At 44.6% G+C, this 21,335-nt stretch carries 18 protein-coding genes and 1 tRNA gene; 16 read left to right on the plus strand and 3 right to left on the minus strand.

The genetic code is table 11. The features are described 5' to 3' along the window. Positions 1 to 80 precede the first annotated feature (80 nt). From BT_RS08125 to BT_RS08160, 8 genes are all read left to right on the plus strand, one after another. On the plus strand, positions 81 to 1,076 hold the full coding sequence (locus tag BT_RS08125; protein ID WP_005941495.1) for an IS110 family transposase: 996 nt from the start codon (positions 81 to 83) through the stop codon (positions 1,074 to 1,076). A 543-nt stretch (positions 1,077 to 1,619) separates the two neighbouring features. Next, positions 1,620 to 2,498 carry a cytochrome c biogenesis protein ResB gene (locus tag BT_RS08130; RefSeq protein ID WP_008767917.1) on the plus strand — a complete coding sequence of 293 codons (879 nt, stop codon included), beginning with the start codon at positions 1,620 to 1,622 and terminating at the stop codon, positions 2,496 to 2,498. Further along, positions 2,482 to 3,267 (plus strand): cytochrome c biogenesis protein, encoded by a 786-nt coding sequence (locus BT_RS08135; RefSeq protein WP_008767916.1) that lies wholly within the window; start codon positions 2,482 to 2,484, stop codon positions 3,265 to 3,267. The genes BT_RS08130 and BT_RS08135 overlap by 17 nt, the downstream gene beginning before the upstream one ends. Positions 3,268 to 3,287: 20 nt before the next feature. Beyond that, positions 3,288 to 4,670, plus strand: coding sequence for a cytochrome c peroxidase (locus tag BT_RS08140; protein ID WP_008767915.1), 1,383 nt, complete (start codon positions 3,288 to 3,290; stop codon positions 4,668 to 4,670). Positions 4,671 to 4,921: 251 nt separating this feature from the next. Beyond that, a complete protein-coding gene (gene folD, locus BT_RS08145) occupies positions 4,922 to 5,803 on the plus strand; it encodes a bifunctional methylenetetrahydrofolate dehydrogenase/methenyltetrahydrofolate cyclohydrolase FolD (RefSeq protein ID WP_008767914.1) in 882 nt (293 codons plus the stop codon). 154 nt (positions 5,804 to 5,957) lie between these two features. Further along, the gene (locus BT_RS08150) at positions 5,958 to 7,094 is read left to right on the plus strand and encodes a CapA family protein (RefSeq protein ID WP_008767913.1); all 1,137 of its coding nucleotides are present in this window, start codon (positions 5,958 to 5,960) and stop codon (positions 7,092 to 7,094) included. Positions 7,095 to 7,158: 64 nt separating this feature from the next. Continuing rightward, positions 7,159 to 7,237, plus strand: a tRNA-His gene (locus BT_RS08155). Positions 7,238 to 7,311: 74 nt separating this feature from the next. After that, positions 7,312 to 7,548, plus strand: a complete 237-nt coding sequence (locus BT_RS08160; RefSeq protein ID WP_008767912.1) for a PspC domain-containing protein — start codon at positions 7,312 to 7,314, stop codon at positions 7,546 to 7,548. Between the two features lie 70 nt (positions 7,549 to 7,618). On the opposite strand, the gene BT_RS08165 is transcribed toward BT_RS08160, so the two are convergent. After that, positions 7,619 to 9,478: a DNA polymerase III subunit gamma/tau gene (locus BT_RS08165; protein WP_008767911.1), complete on the minus strand. Its 1,860-nt coding sequence runs from the start codon at positions 9,476 to 9,478 to the stop codon at positions 7,619 to 7,621. Between the two features lie 158 nt (positions 9,479 to 9,636). Between BT_RS08165 and BT_RS08170 the strand changes: the two genes are divergently transcribed. Further along, a complete protein-coding gene (locus tag BT_RS08170; protein WP_008762119.1) occupies positions 9,637 to 9,939 on the plus strand; it encodes an FtsB family cell division protein in 303 nt (100 codons plus the stop codon). Next, positions 9,936 to 10,277 carry a hypothetical protein gene (locus BT_RS08175; RefSeq protein WP_008767910.1) on the plus strand — a complete coding sequence of 114 codons (342 nt, stop codon included), beginning with the start codon at positions 9,936 to 9,938 and terminating at the stop codon, positions 10,275 to 10,277. The genes BT_RS08170 and BT_RS08175 overlap by 4 nt, the downstream gene beginning before the upstream one ends. A gap of 95 nt (positions 10,278 to 10,372) precedes the next feature. Here BT_RS08175 and BT_RS08180 read toward each other — a convergent pair whose 3' ends face one another. Beyond that, positions 10,373 to 10,975 (minus strand): OmpH family outer membrane protein, encoded by a 603-nt coding sequence (locus BT_RS08180; RefSeq protein WP_008762117.1) that lies wholly within the window; start codon positions 10,973 to 10,975, stop codon positions 10,373 to 10,375. 26 nt (positions 10,976 to 11,001) lie between these two features. Next, complete coding sequence (locus BT_RS08185; RefSeq protein ID WP_008762116.1) at positions 11,002 to 11,235, minus strand: hypothetical protein; 234 nt, start codon at positions 11,233 to 11,235, stop codon at positions 11,002 to 11,004. Between the two features lie 132 nt (positions 11,236 to 11,367). On the opposite strand from BT_RS08185, the gene BT_RS08190 reads away from it, so the two are divergent. The 6 genes from BT_RS08190 to BT_RS08215 all read left to right on the plus strand — a co-directional run bounded on the left by BT_RS08190 (position 11,368) and on the right by BT_RS08215 (position 21,182). After that, positions 11,368 to 12,828: an aminoacyl-histidine dipeptidase gene (locus BT_RS08190; protein WP_008767909.1), complete on the plus strand. Its 1,461-nt coding sequence runs from the start codon at positions 11,368 to 11,370 to the stop codon at positions 12,826 to 12,828. Continuing rightward, a complete protein-coding gene (locus BT_RS08195; RefSeq protein ID WP_032841461.1) occupies positions 12,809 to 14,005 on the plus strand; it encodes an endonuclease/exonuclease/phosphatase family protein in 1,197 nt (398 codons plus the stop codon). The genes BT_RS08190 and BT_RS08195 overlap by 20 nt, the downstream gene beginning before the upstream one ends. Before the next feature lie 91 nt (positions 14,006 to 14,096). Further along, positions 14,097 to 14,660, plus strand: a complete 564-nt coding sequence (locus tag BT_RS08200; protein ID WP_008767907.1) for an RNA polymerase sigma-70 factor — start codon at positions 14,097 to 14,099, stop codon at positions 14,658 to 14,660. A gap of 78 nt (positions 14,661 to 14,738) precedes the next feature. After that, positions 14,739 to 15,746: a FecR family protein gene (locus tag BT_RS08205; protein ID WP_011107892.1), complete on the plus strand. Its 1,008-nt coding sequence runs from the start codon at positions 14,739 to 14,741 to the stop codon at positions 15,744 to 15,746. 113 nt (positions 15,747 to 15,859) lie between these two features. After that, positions 15,860 to 19,312, plus strand: coding sequence for a TonB-dependent receptor (locus BT_RS08210; RefSeq protein ID WP_011107893.1), 3,453 nt, complete (start codon positions 15,860 to 15,862; stop codon positions 19,310 to 19,312). A gap of 13 nt (positions 19,313 to 19,325) precedes the next feature. Next, positions 19,326 to 21,182, plus strand: a complete 1,857-nt coding sequence (locus BT_RS08215) for a RagB/SusD family nutrient uptake outer membrane protein (protein WP_011107894.1) — start codon at positions 19,326 to 19,328, stop codon at positions 21,180 to 21,182. Positions 21,183 to 21,335: the final 153 nt, after the last annotated feature.

The raw sequence follows: 21,335 nt of genomic DNA on the forward strand, positions 1-21,335 counted from the left end.
CCAGTTAGAATTGTAGGCTCACGACCTAATAAATGTATTAGCTGTTTCTCCTTCATGTTTAATACTGTAAATACAAAGTTATGAATTATTCTCATTTTGTAGGTCTTGATGTAGGAAAAAAAACTTTCGATGCATCATTAATGTCCGCAGACGAAAAAGAGTTGTCTCACAAGTCTTTTGATAACACTCCAACTGGGATCCAATCTTTATTGGATTGGATAGCTGGTTATCATCTCTCTTTATCCAAACTCTTGTTCTGTGCTGAAAACATGGGAAGTTATGTCACAGAGTTATCTGTTTCCAGTGTCTCCATGGGATTTTCCCTGGCTTTGGTTTGCCCGTTGACCATCAAGAAGTCCATAGGCTTGCAACGAGGCAAAAATGACCGCATTGACGCCAAAAGAATAGCGAACTATGCGGTATTACACTATCGAAAACTGGAGTTATACAAATTGCCTGACAAAGACTTGGTGAGACTGCGGGGATGGATTATTATACGTGACAATTTGGTCAAGCAAAAAGTATCAAGCATAAAGTTATTGGAAACATTCTCCTGGATGGCTAAGTTGGCTGATGTGACAGAATCCATTTCTTTTTTGGAAGAGCAGCTCAAGTCGATAAAAGAAAGAATCCTGGAGGTGGAAGAGGATATGGAGCAACTAATAGCCGCCAGTACATCGCTTTACACAAACTACTTGCTATTAAGAAGTATAAAAGGAATAGGAATTATCAATGCCATTGTATTACTGTGTGTTACTGACAATTTTCAAAGATTTGACAACCCGAGGAAATTTGCCTGCTATTGTGGGGTCGCCCCATTTGAACATACTTCAGGTATTTCCATACGGGGAAAAACGCAGACTTCTTCATTGGCTAACAAAGAAGTAAAAGTATACCTTACCCGGGCAGCTATTACTGCCATCTCTTGGGATCCGCAGATGAAAGCATACTATAAAAGGAAAATAGCAGAGGGGAAACATAAAGCATCTGTAATCAATGCTGTAAGAGCCAAAATCATAGCAAGGTCTTTTGCTGTGATACGAAGGCAGACTCCATTTGTAACATTAGCCGTATAATAAAAAGGTCCTTAACTTCGAAAATATCTTAGGTTTAGGAAGTAGCTATACACTTCTGAAGAGTAGGTATGTCTATATACAAACTTACCCAAGGATACGTTAATGTTCGTAAACTTGGGTAAGATTTTATAGATATTGTTTGGAGAGGACTTAGAATTCACCTTCTTTATTTTTGGTATTACAGATTTCACTTTCCTATATCAATCAGCTTTTTATCAGACAGCTTCAATTTTATAAATCTCCACTTTCCACTACCTCTTGTATCGACTACTCCCGCTATGGTAAGTCCAATATAAAACACTGCGTTTTACAAGACATAAGGCTATGCTTTAGGGAGTGAAAAGCATAGCTTTATACCTTGTAAAGCGTAGCTTTAGCTTCCATATCCTCTCTCCTTTCACCAACAACTACACTGAAGGATTACCCTAAACTCATATTAATATCATTATCTACTTGTAACGATTACAATTTTATAAAGATTTTATGTGAATATTCATTTTTATTTCTTTACTTTGCAAAAGATAACAAAACAGAAGCACGAATATGTACTATGTATATGTAGCAGGTTACATTTTATTAGCAGCAGCCATGCAGCTGTTCACAGGAAACTTTCCTGTTTCTTTTCTCGCCTTTCCGCTGAATATCATCTTTGCGGCGATCTGGCTTTTCCTGTTATGGATACTATATAAAGAATATAATAATCTAAGAATCACCCGTTTTCTCGGTTCATCCAAAGCCAGCGTTTTATCTATCAGCCTGTTTATCGGTGGTTGCCTGATCATAGGACTTTTCCCCCAGCTATCTGAACCGGAAGCCGAAATGCGCAAAGGAATATCAGCCTCATTGGGATGTTACAATTTCATGACTTCATGGATATTCATTTCTATACTCTTATTATTATTAAGCAATCTGGCGATGATCACCATCCACGCCTGTCGGCATCGCAAACAAGCACGCTGGCGCTTTATTCTGAACCATACAGGTTTATGGCTGGCTCTGTTTGCCGGATTTCTGGGTAGCAGTGACACGCAGACATTACGCATACCTTTATATAAAGGTGAACCAAAGCATGAGGCATTCGACATGAATGGCGCATCTTATTATTTAGATTATGATATGGAACTCAATTCGTTCGCTGTAGAATATTACCCGAACGGACGTCCTTCCCGCTTTTCCGCCAATGTACGTTTGGGGAATGAGAACGTTCTGCTGGAAGTAAACCACCCCTATTCCTACCGACTGGGGGAAGACGTCTACCTCACCGGATACGACGTAACGAAAGGCAACGAAAGCAATTACTGCATTCTACAGGTCGTAAAACAACCCTGGAAATATGTGATGGTAGCGGGTATTCTGATGATGCTTGCAGGAGCAGTTCTTTTATTTATAAACGGAGCTAAAGCGTATGATAAACTGGGATAATTTTTATGTATTTGCAGCAGTATCCATCTGCCTATGGCTGGCAGGAGCTGTATTTGCCCTTCGTTCGTCATCGAAGAGTAAGGTGGCAATCGGATTTACTTCCGGCGGCATTATTATATTGGGAGTATTTATTGCCGGATTATGGATATTCCTCCAGCGCCCTCCATTACGCACTATGGGAGAAACCCGCTTGTGGTATTCATTCTTCATGGGAATAGCAGGATTACTAACCTATATCAGATGGAAGTATCGCTGGATTCTCTCTTTCTCGACGTTACTTTCCACAGTTTTTGTGATCATTAATTTGATGAAGCCCGAGATACACGATCAGTCATTGATGCCTGCGCTGCAAAGTGTATGGTTTATCCCGCATGTGACCGTATATATGTTCTCTTACTCCGTTCTGGGATGTGCTTTCATCATCGCCCTGACCGGACTGTTCCGTCATAAAGAAGAATACCTGCATACAGCAGACAATCTGGTCTACGCAGGTGTCGCCTTTCTTTCCATCGGTATGCTACTCGGTTCTCTCTGGGCAAAGGAGGCTTGGGGAAACTACTGGAGCTGGGACCCTAAAGAAACTTGGGCAGCCATCACCTGGATGGGATATTTGCTCTACATTCACCTCCGCCTGTTCAGAAGAACCGGACGGAAAACACTCTACGTCCTGCTCATAGTCTCCTTCCTTGCTTTACAAATGTGCTGGTATGGAGTCAACTACCTGCCGGCGGCCCAACAAAGCGTACATTTATATAATCGTAATAACTAACCTCAAAAAACAAATGTGAAATGAAGAGAAGTACAAAACTAATCGTAGCATTTTTGGTAGTCGTGGCGGCATTGGCAGTCACTTACCGACTGATGCACCGGGTGCCTTCTGCCGATTTGGAAGCAAACGTACAGATGCAACAGATTATTACGGATGCAGGATGCCTGAGATGCCATACCTCAACACCGGAACTACCGTTCTATGCAAATATGCCTGTCGCCGGAAAAATTGTAATGGAAGACGTGAGCAAAGCCTATCGCGCTTTCGACATGACTCAGATGGAGAAAGACATGAAGGAAGGGCGCCCTCTCAATCCGGTTGACCTGGCTAAAGTAGAAAAAGTAATCCTCGACGGAAAGATGCCGCAGGCAAAGTATTACCTTGTACATTGGGGAGCTTCTTTCAACGATGCAAAGAAAGAGGTAGCACTGAGCTGGGTAAAAAATCACCGCATGGGACTGTATACCGATGTAGCGGTAGCACCTGATTTCATTAACGAACCGATTCGTCCTATTGCCGACTCGATCTCAGTCGATGTACGCAAAGTGGTCTTAGGAAATCTGTTGTATCACGACACCCGCTTATCGGCAGACAACACCGTTTCATGTGCCAGCTGTCATGGCCTGGATACCGGTGGCGTTGACAACAAGCAGTATTCTGAAGGAGTAGGCGGTCAGTTGGGCGGTGTCAATGCCCCGACCGTATACAATGCTGCCTATAACTTTGTTCAATTCTGGGACGGACGTGCCGGAACTCTGGCAGAACAAGCTGCCGGCCCTCCATTGAATCCGGTAGAAATGGCTTGCGAGTCATTCGATCAGATCATCAGCAAACTGGCAGAAGACAAGAATTTCGTAGTAGCATTCAACGAAGTATATCCCGACGGATTGAGCGAAAAGAATATCACAAATGCTATTCAGGAGTTCGAAAAGACATTGCTGACTCCTAATTCACGCTTCGACCGTTATCTGAAAGGACAGAAAGATGCCATCACCGCAGATGAAATCGCCGGATACGACCTTTTCAAGAAATATGATTGTGCGACTTGTCATGTGGGAGAAATCCTCGGCGGACAATCTTATGAACTGATCGGTGTACAGCATGATTATTTCGCAGACCGTCAGGCAGAAATGACTGAAGAAGACAACGGACGATTCAAGCAGACAAAAGCAGAGCGTGACCGCCACCGCTTCAAAGTGCCGGGATTGAGAAATATCGAACTGACCGCTCCTTATTTCCACGACGGCAGCATGGCTACTATGGATGATGCGGTTCGCGCCATGGCCAAATATCAGTTAGGCATCGACCTGCCACAACCGGAAGTAGATAAGATTGTCGCCTTCCTCCGTACACTGACCGGAGAGTATAAAGGCAAATTACTGACGAATAAGAACATGATCTGACAAGACCAAACAGAGGCTCCATTTCACCCGAACAGAGCCTCTGATTGATGTAAACAGAGCCTCCGTTTCACCTAAACAGAGGCTCTGTTTTTCTTGCCTGAAAATCAGAGCTTTCCCTTGTACTTTTTACCTTCTTTCCTACTCGTATTCCAATATGTTCCGCTGTCCCCTCTCCACAAAAAGTCCATTCCTTTTGGAGAGTTCAGTTATTTATTTTACTTTTGTCCATCACCAATAAATACTCTGAAAATATGACTTTGATAGACGGAAAAGCCATTTCCGAACAAGTGAAACAAGAGATTGCAGCCGAAGTAGCCGAAATTGTTGCTCGTGGCGGTAAACGCCCGCATCTGGCAGCAATCCTTGTAGGACATGATGGTGGCAGCGAAACGTATGTAGCCGCCAAAGTAAAAGCCTGCGAAGTATGTGGATTCAAATCTTCCCTCATCCGTTACGAAAGTGACGTGACCGAAGAAGAACTACTCGCCAAAGTACGCGAACTGAATAATGACGACGACGTAGACGGATTTATCGTACAGCTCCCGTTACCCAAACATATCTCCGAACAGAAAGTTATCGAAACGATCGACTATCGTAAAGATGTAGACGGATTCCACCCTATCAACGTGGGACGCATGTCTATCGGACTTCCCTGCTATGTATCCGCCACCCCGAACGGTATTCTTGAACTGCTGAAACGCTATGAGATAGAGACGTCGGGAAAGAAATGTGTTGTACTCGGCCGCAGCAATATTGTAGGCAAACCGATGGCTTCACTGATGATGCAGAAAGCGTACCCGGGAGATGCAACTGTTACTGTATGCCACAGCCGCAGCAAAGACCTGGTAAAAGAATGTCAGGAAGCAGATATTATTATCGCTGCTTTGGGCCAACCCAACTTCGTGAAAGAAGAAATGGTAAAAGAAGGTGCAGTAGTAATCGACGTAGGTACCACCCGTGTTCCGGATGCCAGCAAAAAATCCGGTTTCAAACTGACAGGCGATGTGAAGTTTGATGAGGTAGCGCCGAAGTGCTCATTCATCACTCCCGTACCGGGCGGCGTGGGTCCAATGACGATTGTATCACTGATGAAAAATACACTTTTAGCCGGTAAAAAAGCTATTTATAAGTAGAATATTGAAGGACAGTGAAATGTATTTCACTGTCCTTTTCCTTCCCTTAATCTGACAGTTATGAAAACAATTACGATTCTTCCTCTCTTATTATGTCCGTTTCCTGCCTAAGTAACAATCATTCTCGAAAAGACATTATAATCCTCTTGAACGTATGAAAGAACTATTAGTATCCCTTCTCCTGGTTACACAATTCTCTTGTATCAGCAAAGCGCAAGAAAATGATACTACCACACAGATACTGACAACTGACAGTCTGCAAACAGACACCCTTTCGCTTCTTTTTGCAGGTGACCTCATGCAGCATCAAGGACAAATTAACGCTGCACGTACTGCGACAGGAGGCTACGATTATTCCAGCTATTTTGAATATGTCAAAGACGAAATCCAAAGTGCTGACTTTGCCATAGCTAATCTGGAAGTTACTCTCGGAGGAAAACCGTACAAAGGCTATCCCGCTTTCAGCGCTCCCGATGAATATCTGACCGCTATTCATAATGCCGGATTCAATGTACTGATAACCGCCAATAACCATAGTCTCGACCGTGGCAGAAAAGGCTTGGAACGCACCATACAATTAATAGACTCCTTAAAAATTCCACACGCCGGAACGTACCTCAACGCTGAAGAGCGTGAAAATAAATACCCTCTTTTATTAGAAAAAAAAGGCTTCCGCATTGCCATACTCAACTATACATACGGAACAAACGGAATCCCTGTCACTCCGCCCAATATCGTCAATTATATTGATACGACCATTATATCCAAAGATATCGAAGCAAGTAAAACACTGAATCCCGATGCGATTATTGCTTGTATGCATTGGGGGATCGAATACCAGTCACTCCCCGACAAAGAACAGAAGTTTCTGACCTATTGGCTGCTTCAAAAAGGAGTAAATCACATAATCGGTTGTCATCCGCATGTTGTGCAACCTATCGAAGTTCGCGAAGACAGTCTGACAAACGAGAAGCATCTGGTAGTATATTCATTGGGAAATTATATTTCCAATATGTCCGCCCGTCGCACGGATGGCGGCTTGATGGTCAAAATGGAATTAGTAAAAGATAGTACCACCCGACTCAACCATTGCGAATATAGCTTGGTATGGACAGCCCGTCCCGTTCAATCGAAAAAAAAGAATCATCAATTACTACCGATTAATTTCCCTACTGACTCCATTTCCGTAAATGCACGTAACTCTCTGAGAATCTTCGCAAATGATGCGCGAGCCCTCTTCAACAAGCATAATCGGGGAATAAAAGAATATCTTTTTTATAAAAAAAAGTAGCAGAATCTTTTGGAGATTTAAAGATAATATCTATCTTTGCACCGCGTTAGAGAAACGCAGACATGGTGGATGTAGTTCAGTTGGTTAGAGCGTCAGATTGTGGTTCTGAATGTCGCCGGTTCGAGTCCGGTCTTCCACCCCCAAAAGAAAGACTAAAAGACAAGTCCTGTAAAGCGAAAGATTTACAGGACTTATTTTTTATTAATACAATAGCTTTATGGAAAACAACAAAAAACTGACTCGTTCCAGAAAAGAACGAATGATAGCCGGAGTATGCGGAGGTTTAGCCGAATACTTGGGATGGGACCCTACTCTAGTAAGAATAGTCTATGCGCTGGCTACCATCTTCACTGCTTTTGCAGGAATCATTATTTACCTTATTCTATGGATCATTATGCCGGAAGAAAGGTATAGCGACGGATACAGTGGCAGAATGAATCAACGTTTACATTAGTATTGCTTTCATATCCATCCGGAGCATTTACTTTAAAGATCCGGATGGAAATCTTATAGAGGTCCGTACATTAATATAATTCAAGTCCGAACTCATCTTTCAGTTGCATGAGCGCCTGATTCTTCTGAGCCATCATCTGGAACTTCTCAACACGACCAACCGCCCGAACAGTTTCCGTAGGTTCACTGACCCGTACTGTCATCGCCACTTTGCTGTTCTTCAATCTTCCACGAAGGTAAGTCTGTAATTCCGGAATCAAAGCTGTAAAATCTTTAGCAGCAATCTCATTATCGACCACTACTTCAAAAGTAGTCGAATTATTCAATAATACCGGACGTATCACTTGCATACGCTTTGCTATAGCTACCTGTTCTTTGGGTAACTGTCCCGCATATTCCTGCCAGTAATAATTCAAATCTCTGTCGTTGAAGATAAAGTCTTCTTCCGGCTGTATTTGAACCTGAGCAACATTGTTTTTGGCTGTATTCTGAGCAGCCTGATCACGTTGCGGATTTTTGATAGATACTCCCAGACTAGACATCTTCATCACAGGAATCTTCCGTTCCTCTTTGGAAATCGAAGAAATTCCAGCACTCTGTGACGGAGCGGAAGCAGTATTTACCGGAGCAGCAGCCCCCGAAGCAACAGATACCTGCGGTTGACGCACAGCAGTATTAGCGGCAGACGGAGCAGTAGCCGGAGACGGAGCAGTATGAACAGTAGTCTGTTGAGCAGACGTTGCAGAAGCGACCTGCGGCTGCTGAGCTGCGGCAGGTTGGGTGAATACGGGTTTTATGGTCTGCTTAGGGCCACGCCCACCACTTACGTCATCCCCCTCGGTGGTAAGCTGGGCAACCTGTATCAAGGTCAGTTCCACCAGTAAGCGCTTGTTCTTGCTGGCACGGTAATTCAAATCACAATCATTGCAAAGTTTCATCGCACGGTAAAGAAACTGCAACGGGCATTTCTGCGCCTGTTCCTGATAACGCTGACGTATGCTCGCCCCTACTTCCAGTAATGGCAAGGTAGCGGCATCCTTACTGACCAGCAAATCCCGGCAATGCGAAGATAATCCGGTGATGAAGTGACTACCGTCAAATCCTTTATTCAGTACATCATTGAAAAGCAACAACGCATCACTCACCCTGTTTTCAAGAAAACAATCCGTCAGACGGAAATAATATTCGTAATCGAGAACGTTCAAGTTCTCAATAACACTCTTATAAGTAATATTCCCTCCCGTAAAACTCACTACCTGATCGAAGATAGACAATGCGTCACGCATACCTCCATCCGCTTTCATCGCAATGACATTCAGCGCTTCGGGTTCTGCCGTAATATTTTCTTTTGCAGCAACGTACGACAAATGATTCACCGTATCTTCGACACTGATCCGGTTAAAATCATAAATCTGGCAACGGGAAAGGATAGTCGGAAGAATCTTATGCTTCTCCGTCGTAGCCAGAATAAAGATAGCGTGACGGGGAGGTTCCTCCAATGTTTTCAAGAATGCGTTGAAAGCGGAAGCCGAGAGCATATGCACCTCATCGATAATATATACCTTATATTTACCGATCTGTGGCGGGATGCGCACCTGTTCCACCAATTGACGGATATCATCCACCGAATTGTTGGAAGCGGCATCAAGTTCATGGATATTATACGACCGCTGTTCGTTGAAAGCCACACACGATTCGCATTCGTTGCAGGCTTCACCATCGGTAGTAGGCGTCATACAGTTGATGGTTTTGGCGAAGATACGCGCACAAGTAGTCTTTCCCACCCCGCGCGGTCCGCAAAACAAATAAGCATGAGCCAATTTCTGGGTAGCGATTGCATTCTTTAATGTAGTAGTCAACGCTCGTTGTCCCACCACCGATTCGAATGTGGACGGACGGTACTTACGAGCTGATACAATATAGTTCTCCATATCCGGGATTCTCTCTGTTTTTTTTGATTTTTCGCTTTCAGTGCAAATGTACACAAAAAAGTGATAAGTAATAAAGGATAGAGAAAGAAGTTTTGAACCTAAAGCGGTAAGTTTTTAAGTTATTAGTTTTATCTTTGCGGATATAAAAAAGAGAAATTATGGATAAACTGATCACTATCTGGAGTTTCATATGCCGGCGCAAGTATCTTATCACCGTCGTTGCATTTGCTGTTATCATTGGTTTTCTGGACGAGAACAGCCTGTTCCGCCGTCTGGGATACGAACGCGAAATCAGCCAGCTGAAAGAAGAGATAGAAAAATACCGGGCGGACTACGAAGAGAACACCAAACGTCTCAACGAGCTGAACAGCAATCCGGATGCTATCGAACAGGTGGCACGTGAAAAGTATCTGATGAAGAAGCCCAACGAAGATATTTACGTTTTTGAAGATAATAAATGAAACAATTAGTACCCGCACTTTTCGCCGTAGGCGCAATCATGGCTCTCACAGGGGCTGCCGTATACATCACCGGATGGAACTATGCTCCTTATATCTATACCATCGGAGCCGGATTCATTGCTCTGGCACAAGTAAACACACCGGTTAAAGGAAAAAGCAAAATATTAAAACGTCTGCGTATCCAGCAGATATTCGGAGCACTTGCGCTGATACTTACGGGGGCTTTCATGTTTACCACTCGCGGAAATGAATGGATTGCCTGCCTGACTATCGCTGCCGTACTTGAACTTTACACCGCTTTCCGCATTCCACAGGAAGAAGCAAAAGAAGAGAAATAAAAAAAACCTGTTCAAAGCTTCTCAGTCTTGAACAGGCATCAATTTATTAAAATCATGAATGCCCTTAGGAAACCCAAGGGCCTAAAAAAACATTTTTATTTCTTAGCAGATGAATATCTGGCATTCAATCCATCTACAATTTCTTTTGTGATATTATATGCACTATCAGCATAAAGCAGATTATCGAAACCTGTGTTGCTGAAGATCAGGCTATATCCACGAGTTTTATTATATTCTTTCAGGAAAGCGTTGATAGAATCACGGAAAAGCAGACTGTTAGCATTATTGTCTTCCATCAGGCCATTTTGAAGTTTATTGCTCAATTCCTGCAAATCCTGTTCCATTTTAGCCAAACGATTGTATTCCTGCTGAGCTCTTTCGGGTGAAAGGAAAGCATTGCTTTCATATTTCTTTTGGAATTCCTGTTTTTCTTTGTTCAAAGCTGTCATCTTCTGGTTCAGCGTCATGCGAACATTTTCGCTCTTCTTTACCATAGCCTCATTCAAGTCAATACAGAAATTGTATTTAGCCAACAAGGTATCTATTTCAACATAAGCTATTTTCATTCCAGACAATTCTGCATTAGCCGAAGCCGGAGTAGTTGCAACTTGATTATCAGCTTTGCCGGCGCATTGTGAGAATAAAACGATAAACGCAAGTGCAGCTAAACCGTTCATGAGGTAGTTTATTCTATTCATAACTCTAAAATATTGTTTTTAATTAATTAGTTCATACTATCGTTCAAGGCTTTTTCCAACTCATCAATAGAAAAACGTGATTTCTTTTGTGCTTCACGATCCTGCGACTGCGCACAACCAATTCCTTTCTTACGCAACTCTTTATTACCGCTCACATGACCATTAGGGAACTTCCCCCCCTTCGTAAAGAATACTTTCACCCCCAATAATAGCAGGGAAATAGCAACTATTAACAAAGTTATCAGTATAGTCTCAACCATTTCTATTAATTTTGTGAGTGCAAAGATAGGCTTTAATGAGAAATGAGTTCAGATAAGTCAAGCAAATTAACCATATTTAGCAATAAGAGGAAGCAAAATGAACCTCCTATTCCTATTATAAAAGAAAAAAGCATGGAAAAAAAAGACCTTAAGCCGGCTGGCGTATTCAAGTATTTTGAGGAAATCTGCCAAGTGCCGCGTCCTTCCAAGAAGGAAGAGAAAATAATTGCCTACCTAAAGGCATTCGGAGCAAAACATAACCTGGAGACCAATGTAGATGAAGCAGGAAACGTACTGATCAAAAAGCCTGCCACTCCGGGCAAAGAAAACTTTCAGACTGTCATATTGCAATCGCACATCGACATGGTGTGTGAAAAGAACAATGATGTACAGCACGACTTCCTCACCGATCCCATCGAAACAGAAATAGACGGAGAATGGCTGAAAGCCAAAGGAACTACCCTCGGAGCTGATAACGGTATCGGTGTAGCTACCGAACTGGCTATCCTGGCGGATGACAGCATCGAGCACGGCCCGCTGGAATGCCTGTTCACCGTAGATGAAGAAACCGGTCTGACCGGAGCTTTCGAGCTGAAAGAAGGTTTCATGAGCGGTGATATTCTGCTGAACCTCGACTCCGAAGATGAAGGAGAAATCTTTATCGGATGCGCCGGAGGTATCGACTCCGTTGCAGAGTTTAGTTATAAAGAAGTAGAAGTCCCCGCAGGATATTTCTTCTTCAAAGTAGAAGTAAAAGGACTGAAAGGCGGACACTCCGGTGGTGATATTCACTTGGGACGGGGCAATGCAAACAAGATACTGAACCGATTCCTGTCCCGAATGGCTAACCGTCAGGATCTGTATCTCTGCGAAATAAACGGAGGTAACCTGCGCAATGCCATCCCCCGCGAAGCATACGCTATCTGTGCAGTTCCCGAAGATGCCAAACATGACGTCCGCACGGAACTGAATATCTTCACCAGTGAAGTAGAAAACGAACTGGCCGTTACCGAACCGGACCTGAAACTGGTTCTTGAATCGGAAACTCCCCGTAAGATGGCTATCGATCAGGATACTACTACCCGCTTGCTGAAAGCATTGTATGCTGCTCCTCACGGTGTATATGCCATGAGTCAGGATATCCCCGGACTGGTAGAGACTTCAACCAACCTTGCTTCTGTCAAAATGAAACCGAACCATATTATCCGCATCGAAACCAGCCAACGCAGCTCTATCTTATCTGCACGCAATGACATGGCGAATACGGTTCGTGCCGTCTTCCAGCTGGCAGGCGCCGATGTGACCTTCGGTGAAGGTTATCCGGGATGGAAGCCGAATCCTCATTCGGCTATCCTCGAAGTGGCAGCAGAATCTTACAAACGACTTTTCGGTGTAGAGGCGAAAGTGAAAGCAATTCACGCAGGACTGGAATGCGGTCTGTTCCTCGACAAGTATCCGACATTAGACATGATTTCTTTCGGACCTACCCTCACCGGAGTACACTCTCCAGACGAACGGATGCACATCCCTTCCGTTGAGAAGTTCTGGAAGCACCTGTTGGATATTCTGGCACATGTTCCTGCCAAGAAATAACAGTCAGGTAAGACATCATAGAAAAGATGATGGTGATAGCAGAAAAATATTTGTTATGACCGTCATCTTTTTTATAATGCTCTTTTTTGTGCCCTCTTATATCATAGGGCAAACATCCTTTACAAGGCAAACTTCCCTTATCGAAAAAGAATCGTTCAGCAATAAACAATCTGTTTCCCAAAAGAAGTCTTCCGCTGAAGAACGAATCCCCTTTCGTGTCATGAGCTGGAATGTTGAAAACCTCTTTGATACTCACCACGACACACTAAAGAACGATAACGAATTTCTCCCCGACGCTATCCGTCACTGGAACTACACCAAGTACAAGAAGAAACTGGCTGATATGGCCCGTGTCATCACTGCCGTCGGTGAATGGAATCCACCCGCCCTTGTAGGTCTTTGTGAAGTAGAAAACGACAGCGTACTACGTGACCTCACACAACGTTCTCCTTTAAAGGAACTGGGGTATCGGTATGTTATGACAAGTTCTCCCGATCTGAGAGGGATTGATGTCGCTTTATTATATCAACGTGACCTATTCAAATTATTATCTTTCCGGTCTATCCCCATTCCCTCATTCAAGCATCATCGCCCCACAAGAGATTTACTGCACGTCAGCGGACTATTATTAACCGGAGATACACTTGATGTAATCGTCTGCCATCTGCCTTCCCGGTCCGGTGGAGCCAAGGAATCAGAACCTTACCGGCTACACGCCGCCCGAATACTACGCACAGAAGCCGACAGTCTGCTGAACATCCGCCTTCATCCGCAACTGGTCATCATGGGAGATTTCAATGACTACCCAACCAATAAATCCATCAAAGAGATATTAGAAGCTACTGCCCCCAAACACTCAGTCACCTTCCCCAATCCCCGAAAACTCTACCATCTGCTTGCCCGAAAAGCAACATCCCGCCATTTTGGCTCCTATAAATATCACGGAGAATGGGGATTGCTCGACCATTTGATTGTATCCGGCAATTTACTCGATGCTTCCTCTAAATTCTTCACCGGTGAAGACAAGGCAAATGTTGCCCGTCTCCCCTTTCTATTAACTGAAGACAAGAAATACGGTGACGACGAACCTTTCCGTACCTATAAAGGAATGAAATATCAGGGAGGAATCAGTGATCATCTTCCTATTTACGCAGATTTTGAACTAATTATATACTAGCCGAAAGAGTTTTTTATGTTAATAAACGGGGTTCGATACAAAATTTACTTATTTTTGCAGGGTTTACAGCATTTACAAAAAAATACCCCCAATGGAAACCTTTGACGAAAAACAACTTCTGAAGGCTATTAGCGAAGGAGATGAGAAAGCCTTTAAAACTTTCTTCCTATACTACTATCCCCGCATCAAAGGGTTTATCAACGGACTACTGCAATCGCAGGAAGAGGCCGAAGATTTATCGCAGGACATCTTTCTTACGTTATGGAACAACCGCTCATCTCTCCATACCATCAATAACCTTAAACCTTATCTTTTCCGCATTTCCAAAAATGCGGTATACCGGCACATCGAACGCGCACTACTGTTCAGGAACTATCAGCAGAAAGAAACTGAAAAGTATAGCCCGCCACAGGAAAGCAACGAAACAGATGACACCATCCATCTCAAAGAACTCGAACTATTGGTGACAATGGTTGTAGAAAAAATGCCTCCGCAACGACAGAAAATATATAAGATGAGCCGGGAATCAGGAATGAACAACGAAGAAATAGCCCGCGAACTAGGCATCAACAAACGAACAGTAGAGAACCACCTTTCACAAGCACTTACCGACATCCGAAAAATATTATTCATAACCTTTATTCTATTTTTCTAAAAAAAAGTAGCATAGAGACTGTGCGTAATTAATCAGTTACGTATCTTATATATGTAACCACACCTAAAATGCGCTAATATGTCGAACGCTCATAAAATAATTAAAAACTTTACTTCCGATAAGTTCAGTCCTGAACTTAAAGAGAAGTTATGGAAATGGCTTGTCGACTCCAGTGAACAGGCAGAGAAAGAAGAAGCATTGATGGAATTATGGGAAGACCAGAATTTCAAGGCCGATGCAGGTACCGAACGTTCTTATCAGAATTTCCGCAGGAAGATTGCCCCCCGACAGCGGAAGGCAACCGCAAGGTATACCTTACGCAGATGGGCGCAAGTGGCGGCTGTATTATTGATTCCCCTACTCTCTATAGTGGCATCCTACCTATATATACAATCGAATGAAGAGCATACAGAACTTGTCGAGTACTATGTGCCCAGAGGCGAACAAAAGCAGATTACCTTGCCCGACGGCACCACAGCATACCTCAACTCAGGAACCTTACTGGTCTATCCGCAAAAGTTCACAGGAGATATCCGTTCGGTATATCTGATAGGAGAAGCCAATTTTGACGTAAAGAAAGACAAGCAACATCCATTCATCGTCAAGACCAACCATCTGAAAGTGAAAGTATTGGGAACTAAATTCAACGTACACGCTTATGCGGAAGATGAGAAGACAACCACTACTCTGGAATCGGGCTCTGTAGTCGTTCAGAAAGCAAACAATGAGGATATCATCACCCTCACACCCAACGAACAACTGGAATATGACAACCCGTCCGGAGAATTTAATAAAAAGATTATCGACGCCTCTGTCTACTCCGGCTGGACCAGAGGCGAGCTGAACTTTGCGGCAATGACTCTCAGCGATATTTTCATTACGATAGAGAGAATATACGACATACACATCATCGTCCCTCCGCATCTGGCTACCACCGATGTATATACCATCAAGTTCAAACAAAAAGCCCCTATCAAGGAGATCATGAATATCGTGACCAAAACCATAGGAAACATAGACTATAAAGTCGAAGACGAGAACATTCTCTTAATTTATTCACCCCTAAATAAGAAAGGAGGCCGATAGACAGAAAAAAGGGAGTCGATATTTCGCGGATACCAACTCCCCCAAATCAAAATTACTTCATTTAAATTAGTTGTGTACACTTAAATTAGTATTAATGATTAACTCACAAAAGTATGAAATTTTATAAATTGTCGGGCATAGGTTATCCCGTAAAAATTCATAAATTTTATATATTGTTATTCGCTTTATGTTTTTATAACATAGCCTATGGGCAAAATCAGCCAATAACGGTATCTATGAAAAACCAACCTCTATTAAAAGTATTCGAAATCATTGAAGATCAGACCGAATTTAGTATCGCTTATAATCAGACGAAACTGGACGTGAAACAAAAGGTCAGCGCCAATTTTGTTAGGGAAGCAGTCTCTTCCGTTCTGAACTCCGTACTCAAAGGAACAGGATTCACTTACAGGCAAGAAGGTAAGCATATTATTATCATTCCTGTCCCGGCAAAGGCAGAAGCAGCCCCCAACAATACTACTTCTACCCAGCAGTCCATAAAAATACGGGGAACCGTAACAGATGCGCAAGGTGAACCTCTAATTGGAGCAAACGTTCTGGTCGACGGCAGCAAACAGGCGACCATTACCGACATGAACGGGGAATTCTCACTGGAAGTGCCTGCCAACAGCAAGTTACGGGTTACTTATATCGGTTACGTCACACAAGAAGTAACAGTCAAAAACAAGACACTTTTCAACATACAGCTACAGGAAGATACCCAGACTATGGATGAAGTGGTAGTCATCGGATTCGGTACACAGAAAAAAGTGAATATGACCGGCGCTGTAGCCTCTGTAAATATCAAAGAGTCGTTGGGCGACCGCCCGATTACCAACGTTTCGGCTGCCCTACAAGGAGTCGTGCCGGGACTAAAAATTGAATCGACAACGGGAACTCCGGGAGACGACATGACGTACAATATCCGTGGAACAACCTCCATCAATGGTGGTGAGCCTCTCGTATTGGTCAACAACGTACCGATGGATATCAACATGATTGATCCGCAGGATATTGAATCTGTCTCTATTTTGAAGGATGCCGCTTCCGCAGCTATCTACGGTGCCCGCGCAGCTTTCGGTGTGATTCTGATTACTACGAAGCAGGGTAAAAAGGACATGGCTCCCAGATTCAATTACAACAACAACTTCTCTTTCTCGAAAGCATCGGAGCTTCCGCAGAAAGCAAGTCCGTTGGAATCGGTACTGGCGTACAAGGAAATGGGATGGGCAAACGATACCTATGTAGACGGAAAAAACATCACCCAATGGGAAGGCTACATACGAGACTATCAGGCGAATCCTTCCAATTATCCGAACGGATATATTTTCGACGATCAGGGCAACCTGTTCCTGATGCGGGAGAATGATATGTTTGCCGATATGATGGATAACTTCGGATTCATGCAGAACCACAGCTTCTCCGTATCGGGAGGCAGCCAGCGTACCAGCTACCGACTAAGCCTGGGATATACCGGTGAGGACGGCATTCTGGTAACGGACAAAGACAAATTCGACCGTATCAATATGTCCAGCTTCCTGAGTGTCGACGTAAACAAGTGGCTGACCACCCAACTGGATATCAGATACGCGAACTCCACCCAGAACAAAGTGGAGCAAGGCGGACGAAACGGTGTCTGGGGAAGTGCCATGTACTTGCCGTCCTACCACAACATCCTGCCATACGAACAAGACGGCATCGAATATCCTGCCGAAACGTCCGCTACTTTCGTACGCTACGGAGAACCGAGGGTGATCAAGAAGACCAACCTGCGTACTTTGGGACGTGTCATCATCTCTCCGCTGAAAGGACTGAAAATAACAGGTGAATATACCTACAACCGGATCACCGAGTACAACCGGATGTACGTCAACAAATACAAGTATATAGGATTCAACTTTACAGGGCTGCTGAACAATGTAGAGAACTCACGTTATGCCCTGACGCAAGGTTTCACCAATTACAACGCTATTAACGCATTCGCCAATTACGACTTTTCAATAGGTAAACATGATATCTCTATTATGGGTGGTTACAATCAGGAAGAGAGTCATAAGGAATCGCAATGGTCGCAGCGCACGGACGTATTACTGGAAAATCTGCCGTCGCTCTCCGGTTCTACCGGAACGGCATCCGTCACCGACAGTTTCGATGAATATGCTATCAGAGGTTTGTTCTACCGTGTCAATTACACTTACGACGGTAAATACATGTTCGAAGCCAACGGACGCTACGACGGTACATCCCGTTTCCCGAAAGACAGCCGTTTCGGTTTCTTCCCTTCCTTCTCCGCCGGATGGCGCATTTCGGAAGAAGCATTCATGAAGAATACCAAAAGCTTCCTGTCTAACTTGAAACTACGTGCCTCATGGGGCTCTATCGGCAACCAGATCATACTGAAGCCGGACAACACTCCGGAAAACTATCCCTACATCCCTTCCATGTCACCTTACTTGACAGAATGGCTGGTGGACGGACAAAAGACGACTACACTGAATGCACCGGCAATGGTCAGCAGCAGTTTCTCGTGGGAAAAGGTATATACACTGGACTTCGGAGTCGATTTCGGATTCTTCGACAACCGCTTTAACGGTACTTTCGACTGGTATCGCCGCGACACCAAAGGGATGCTGGCACCCGGTATGGACCTACCGTGGGTAGTGGGAGCCACCGCCGCCAAACAGAACGCCGCTGACCTGAAGACGTACGGCTGGGAACTGGAACTGAACTGGAGAGACCGCATCAACAAGGACTGGAGCTACCGGATCGGATTCAACCTGTACGACTCACAAAGTGAAATCACGAAATACAATAATGAGACCAACCTGCTAGGCGACAAGATTTACCGCAAAGGCATGAAAATGGGAGAAATCTGGGGATATGTCACCGACCGCTTCTACACGGAAGACGACTTCAACGCAGACGGTACACTAAAACCGGGAATCCCCATTCCGAAAGGAGCAGGAAAAGTTTTTCCGGGAGACGTGCTGTATAAGAACTTCGATGACGATACCGAAACCATCTGGAGCGGCGAAGGAACCGCCGACAATCCCGGCGACCAGCGTATCATCGGTAACTCGACTCCGCGTTTCCACTACGGCATCACCGCAGGAATCAGCTGGAAAGGACTCGACCTCTCTATCTTCCTCCGAGGCGTAGGCAAACGGGATTATTGGCGCACCGACCAGATCGCATGGCCTACCGGAGGCTGGGGAAGCCTGTTCAAAGAAACTCTCAACTTCTGGACTCCGACTAACACCAATGCCTATTATCCGCGTGTGTATTCCAACGACGGGGTAAACACAAGCTACAACCACTGGAAACAGTCGAAGTATCTCGCCAACGCCTCTTACCTGAAACTGCAAAACATCACGCTTTCCTATACCTTGCCCAAAGTATGGTCCCAGCGTCTCTACTTCGACGATGTGAAAGTATTCTTCAGCGGAGAGAACCTCTACACGTGGGATCACCTGCCGGAAGGACTGGAAACCGATATGCTGTCAAAAGGTGCCTGGGAATATCCGTTCATGAGAAAATTCTCTTTCGGTATCAATGTTACATTCTAATAACCAATGTATTATGAGAAAATATTTAATCTTTATATGTACAGTTTTGTTAGCAAGCTGTCTCAATAACGATTTCCTGGAAAGGTATCCTTTGGGAGACCCGACTGCCGAAACGGCTTTTGAAACATACGACAATTTCAAGGCATACGCCTGGGGATTGTATGAAACCCTGCCTTCATTGGGCTATGGCTCGGAAAATTCTACGGACGACATCTCGTACAACCAGACAAGAGGAACCAGCGAAAGCAACTGGATCAGAAAACTGGTGACCATCCCCGACAAGAAAGACAATACTTCCTGGAACTATTACAGCTATATCCGGAGGGTCAACCTGATGCTCGACCGCATTGACGGTTCGAAAATGACGGATGTAGAAAAGGCGAACTGGCGTTCCGTCGGTTACTTTTTCCGTAGTTACCGCTACCTGTCTCTCCTGTCGGCTTACGGTGGCGTACCCTGGATTGATCATGTGCTGAGCGACGACGAAACAGAACTGATCAAAGGCCCTCGTGCCTCCAGAGATGAAATAGCCGGTCACATTCTGGAAGACCTGCAATTTGCCGAAAAGAATATCAACGTGAACGGAGAAGGCAGAAACACCATCAACAAGGCTTGTGTACAGGCTTTACTCTCCCGTTTCTGCCTTTTCGAAGGTACCTGGCGTAAATATCACGGACTCAACAACGCCGAAACTTATCTGCGGGAATGCAAACGGGTATCCGCCGAACTGATGCAGACTTATCCGAACGTGGCGGACTGCTACGACGATCTGTTCTGTTCACTGGAACTGAAAGATGTTACCGGCGTCATTCTGTACAGAGAATATTCGGATGCTGTCGGTGTAGTGCACGCTGTCAGCATCGGGGGAACGACCGCTACCTCCTTTTACAATCCGACCCGCGACTTAGTGGACAGTTACCTGTGCACGGACGGAAAGCCACGCTGGACGAGTGACGCCTATCTGGGTGACAAGGATATATACGACGAGTTCAGCAACCGTGACCATCGTTTGTGGCTGCACGTCACTCCTCCTTACCGGGTAGACCGTTCGGCTTCCAGCACAGCCTGGGACAATAAATGGAAATTTACGGATAACTCCAAAGACCGCAGTTTTATCGACAGCCTCACCGTCCGCATGGGAATCGGGTACGGCACCAGCAAGGAACGACAGAAGTTATTGCCATTCCGTCAAGGATATGACGGTGGTATTCTGGGTGCATCGCCTCACTTTGACTTCTATCTGGAGAACCAGCCGTGGTACAAGTCTGCCTTCGGATATAACAACTGGAAATACTATTGCTGCTACCTGAGCATGGGCAGCCAACGAAATGAAGAGACGGATATGCCTATTTTCCGCATCGAAGAAGTCATGCTGAACTACGCGGAAGCCATGTGCGAACTCGGCGAGTTTGACCAGACAGTTGCCGACGTCACAATCAACAAACTGCGCCCGCGTGCCAATGTAAAACTCATGAAAGTCTCGGAAATAAACTCAGCCTTCGACCCGAAACGTGATCTCGGAAATCCGGATTATCCCAACGACTACGAAGTGAGTCCGCTATTATGGGAAATACGACGGGAACGACGCATCGAACTATTCTCCGAAGGATTCCGTTTCGACGACCTGAGAAGATGGAAGAAATGCCATTATGCACTGAAGAAGAAACTCGGACAATACGTACGTGCATCCGACTTCACGGCAGGAACCAATGTGACTATCGACGGTGGCGGCTCCGAAGGATATCTCGAATTCCATCCGAAACAGAATCATCTATGGCCGGATTACTATTACCTCAATCCTATTCCACGCAACGAACGGGTACTGAATCCCCAACTCGAACAGAATCCGGGATGGGAGGAAGGAAATTAACCGGTAATCCATCACCAACCGGATAATCCGGAACTAACCGGAAGAGGCTGTGGCAAATATTGGCTCTTCTTGACAGTCATCCCAATGACAGGACAAGCATTTCGTCATTAGCGTGGCTGAAAGACCTTGATATTTGACACTGCCTCTTCCCTT

The organism is Bacteroides thetaiotaomicron VPI-5482 (genome assembly GCF_000011065.1).
Taxonomy (GTDB): Bacteria; Bacteroidota; Bacteroidia; order Bacteroidales; family Bacteroidaceae; genus Bacteroides; species Bacteroides thetaiotaomicron.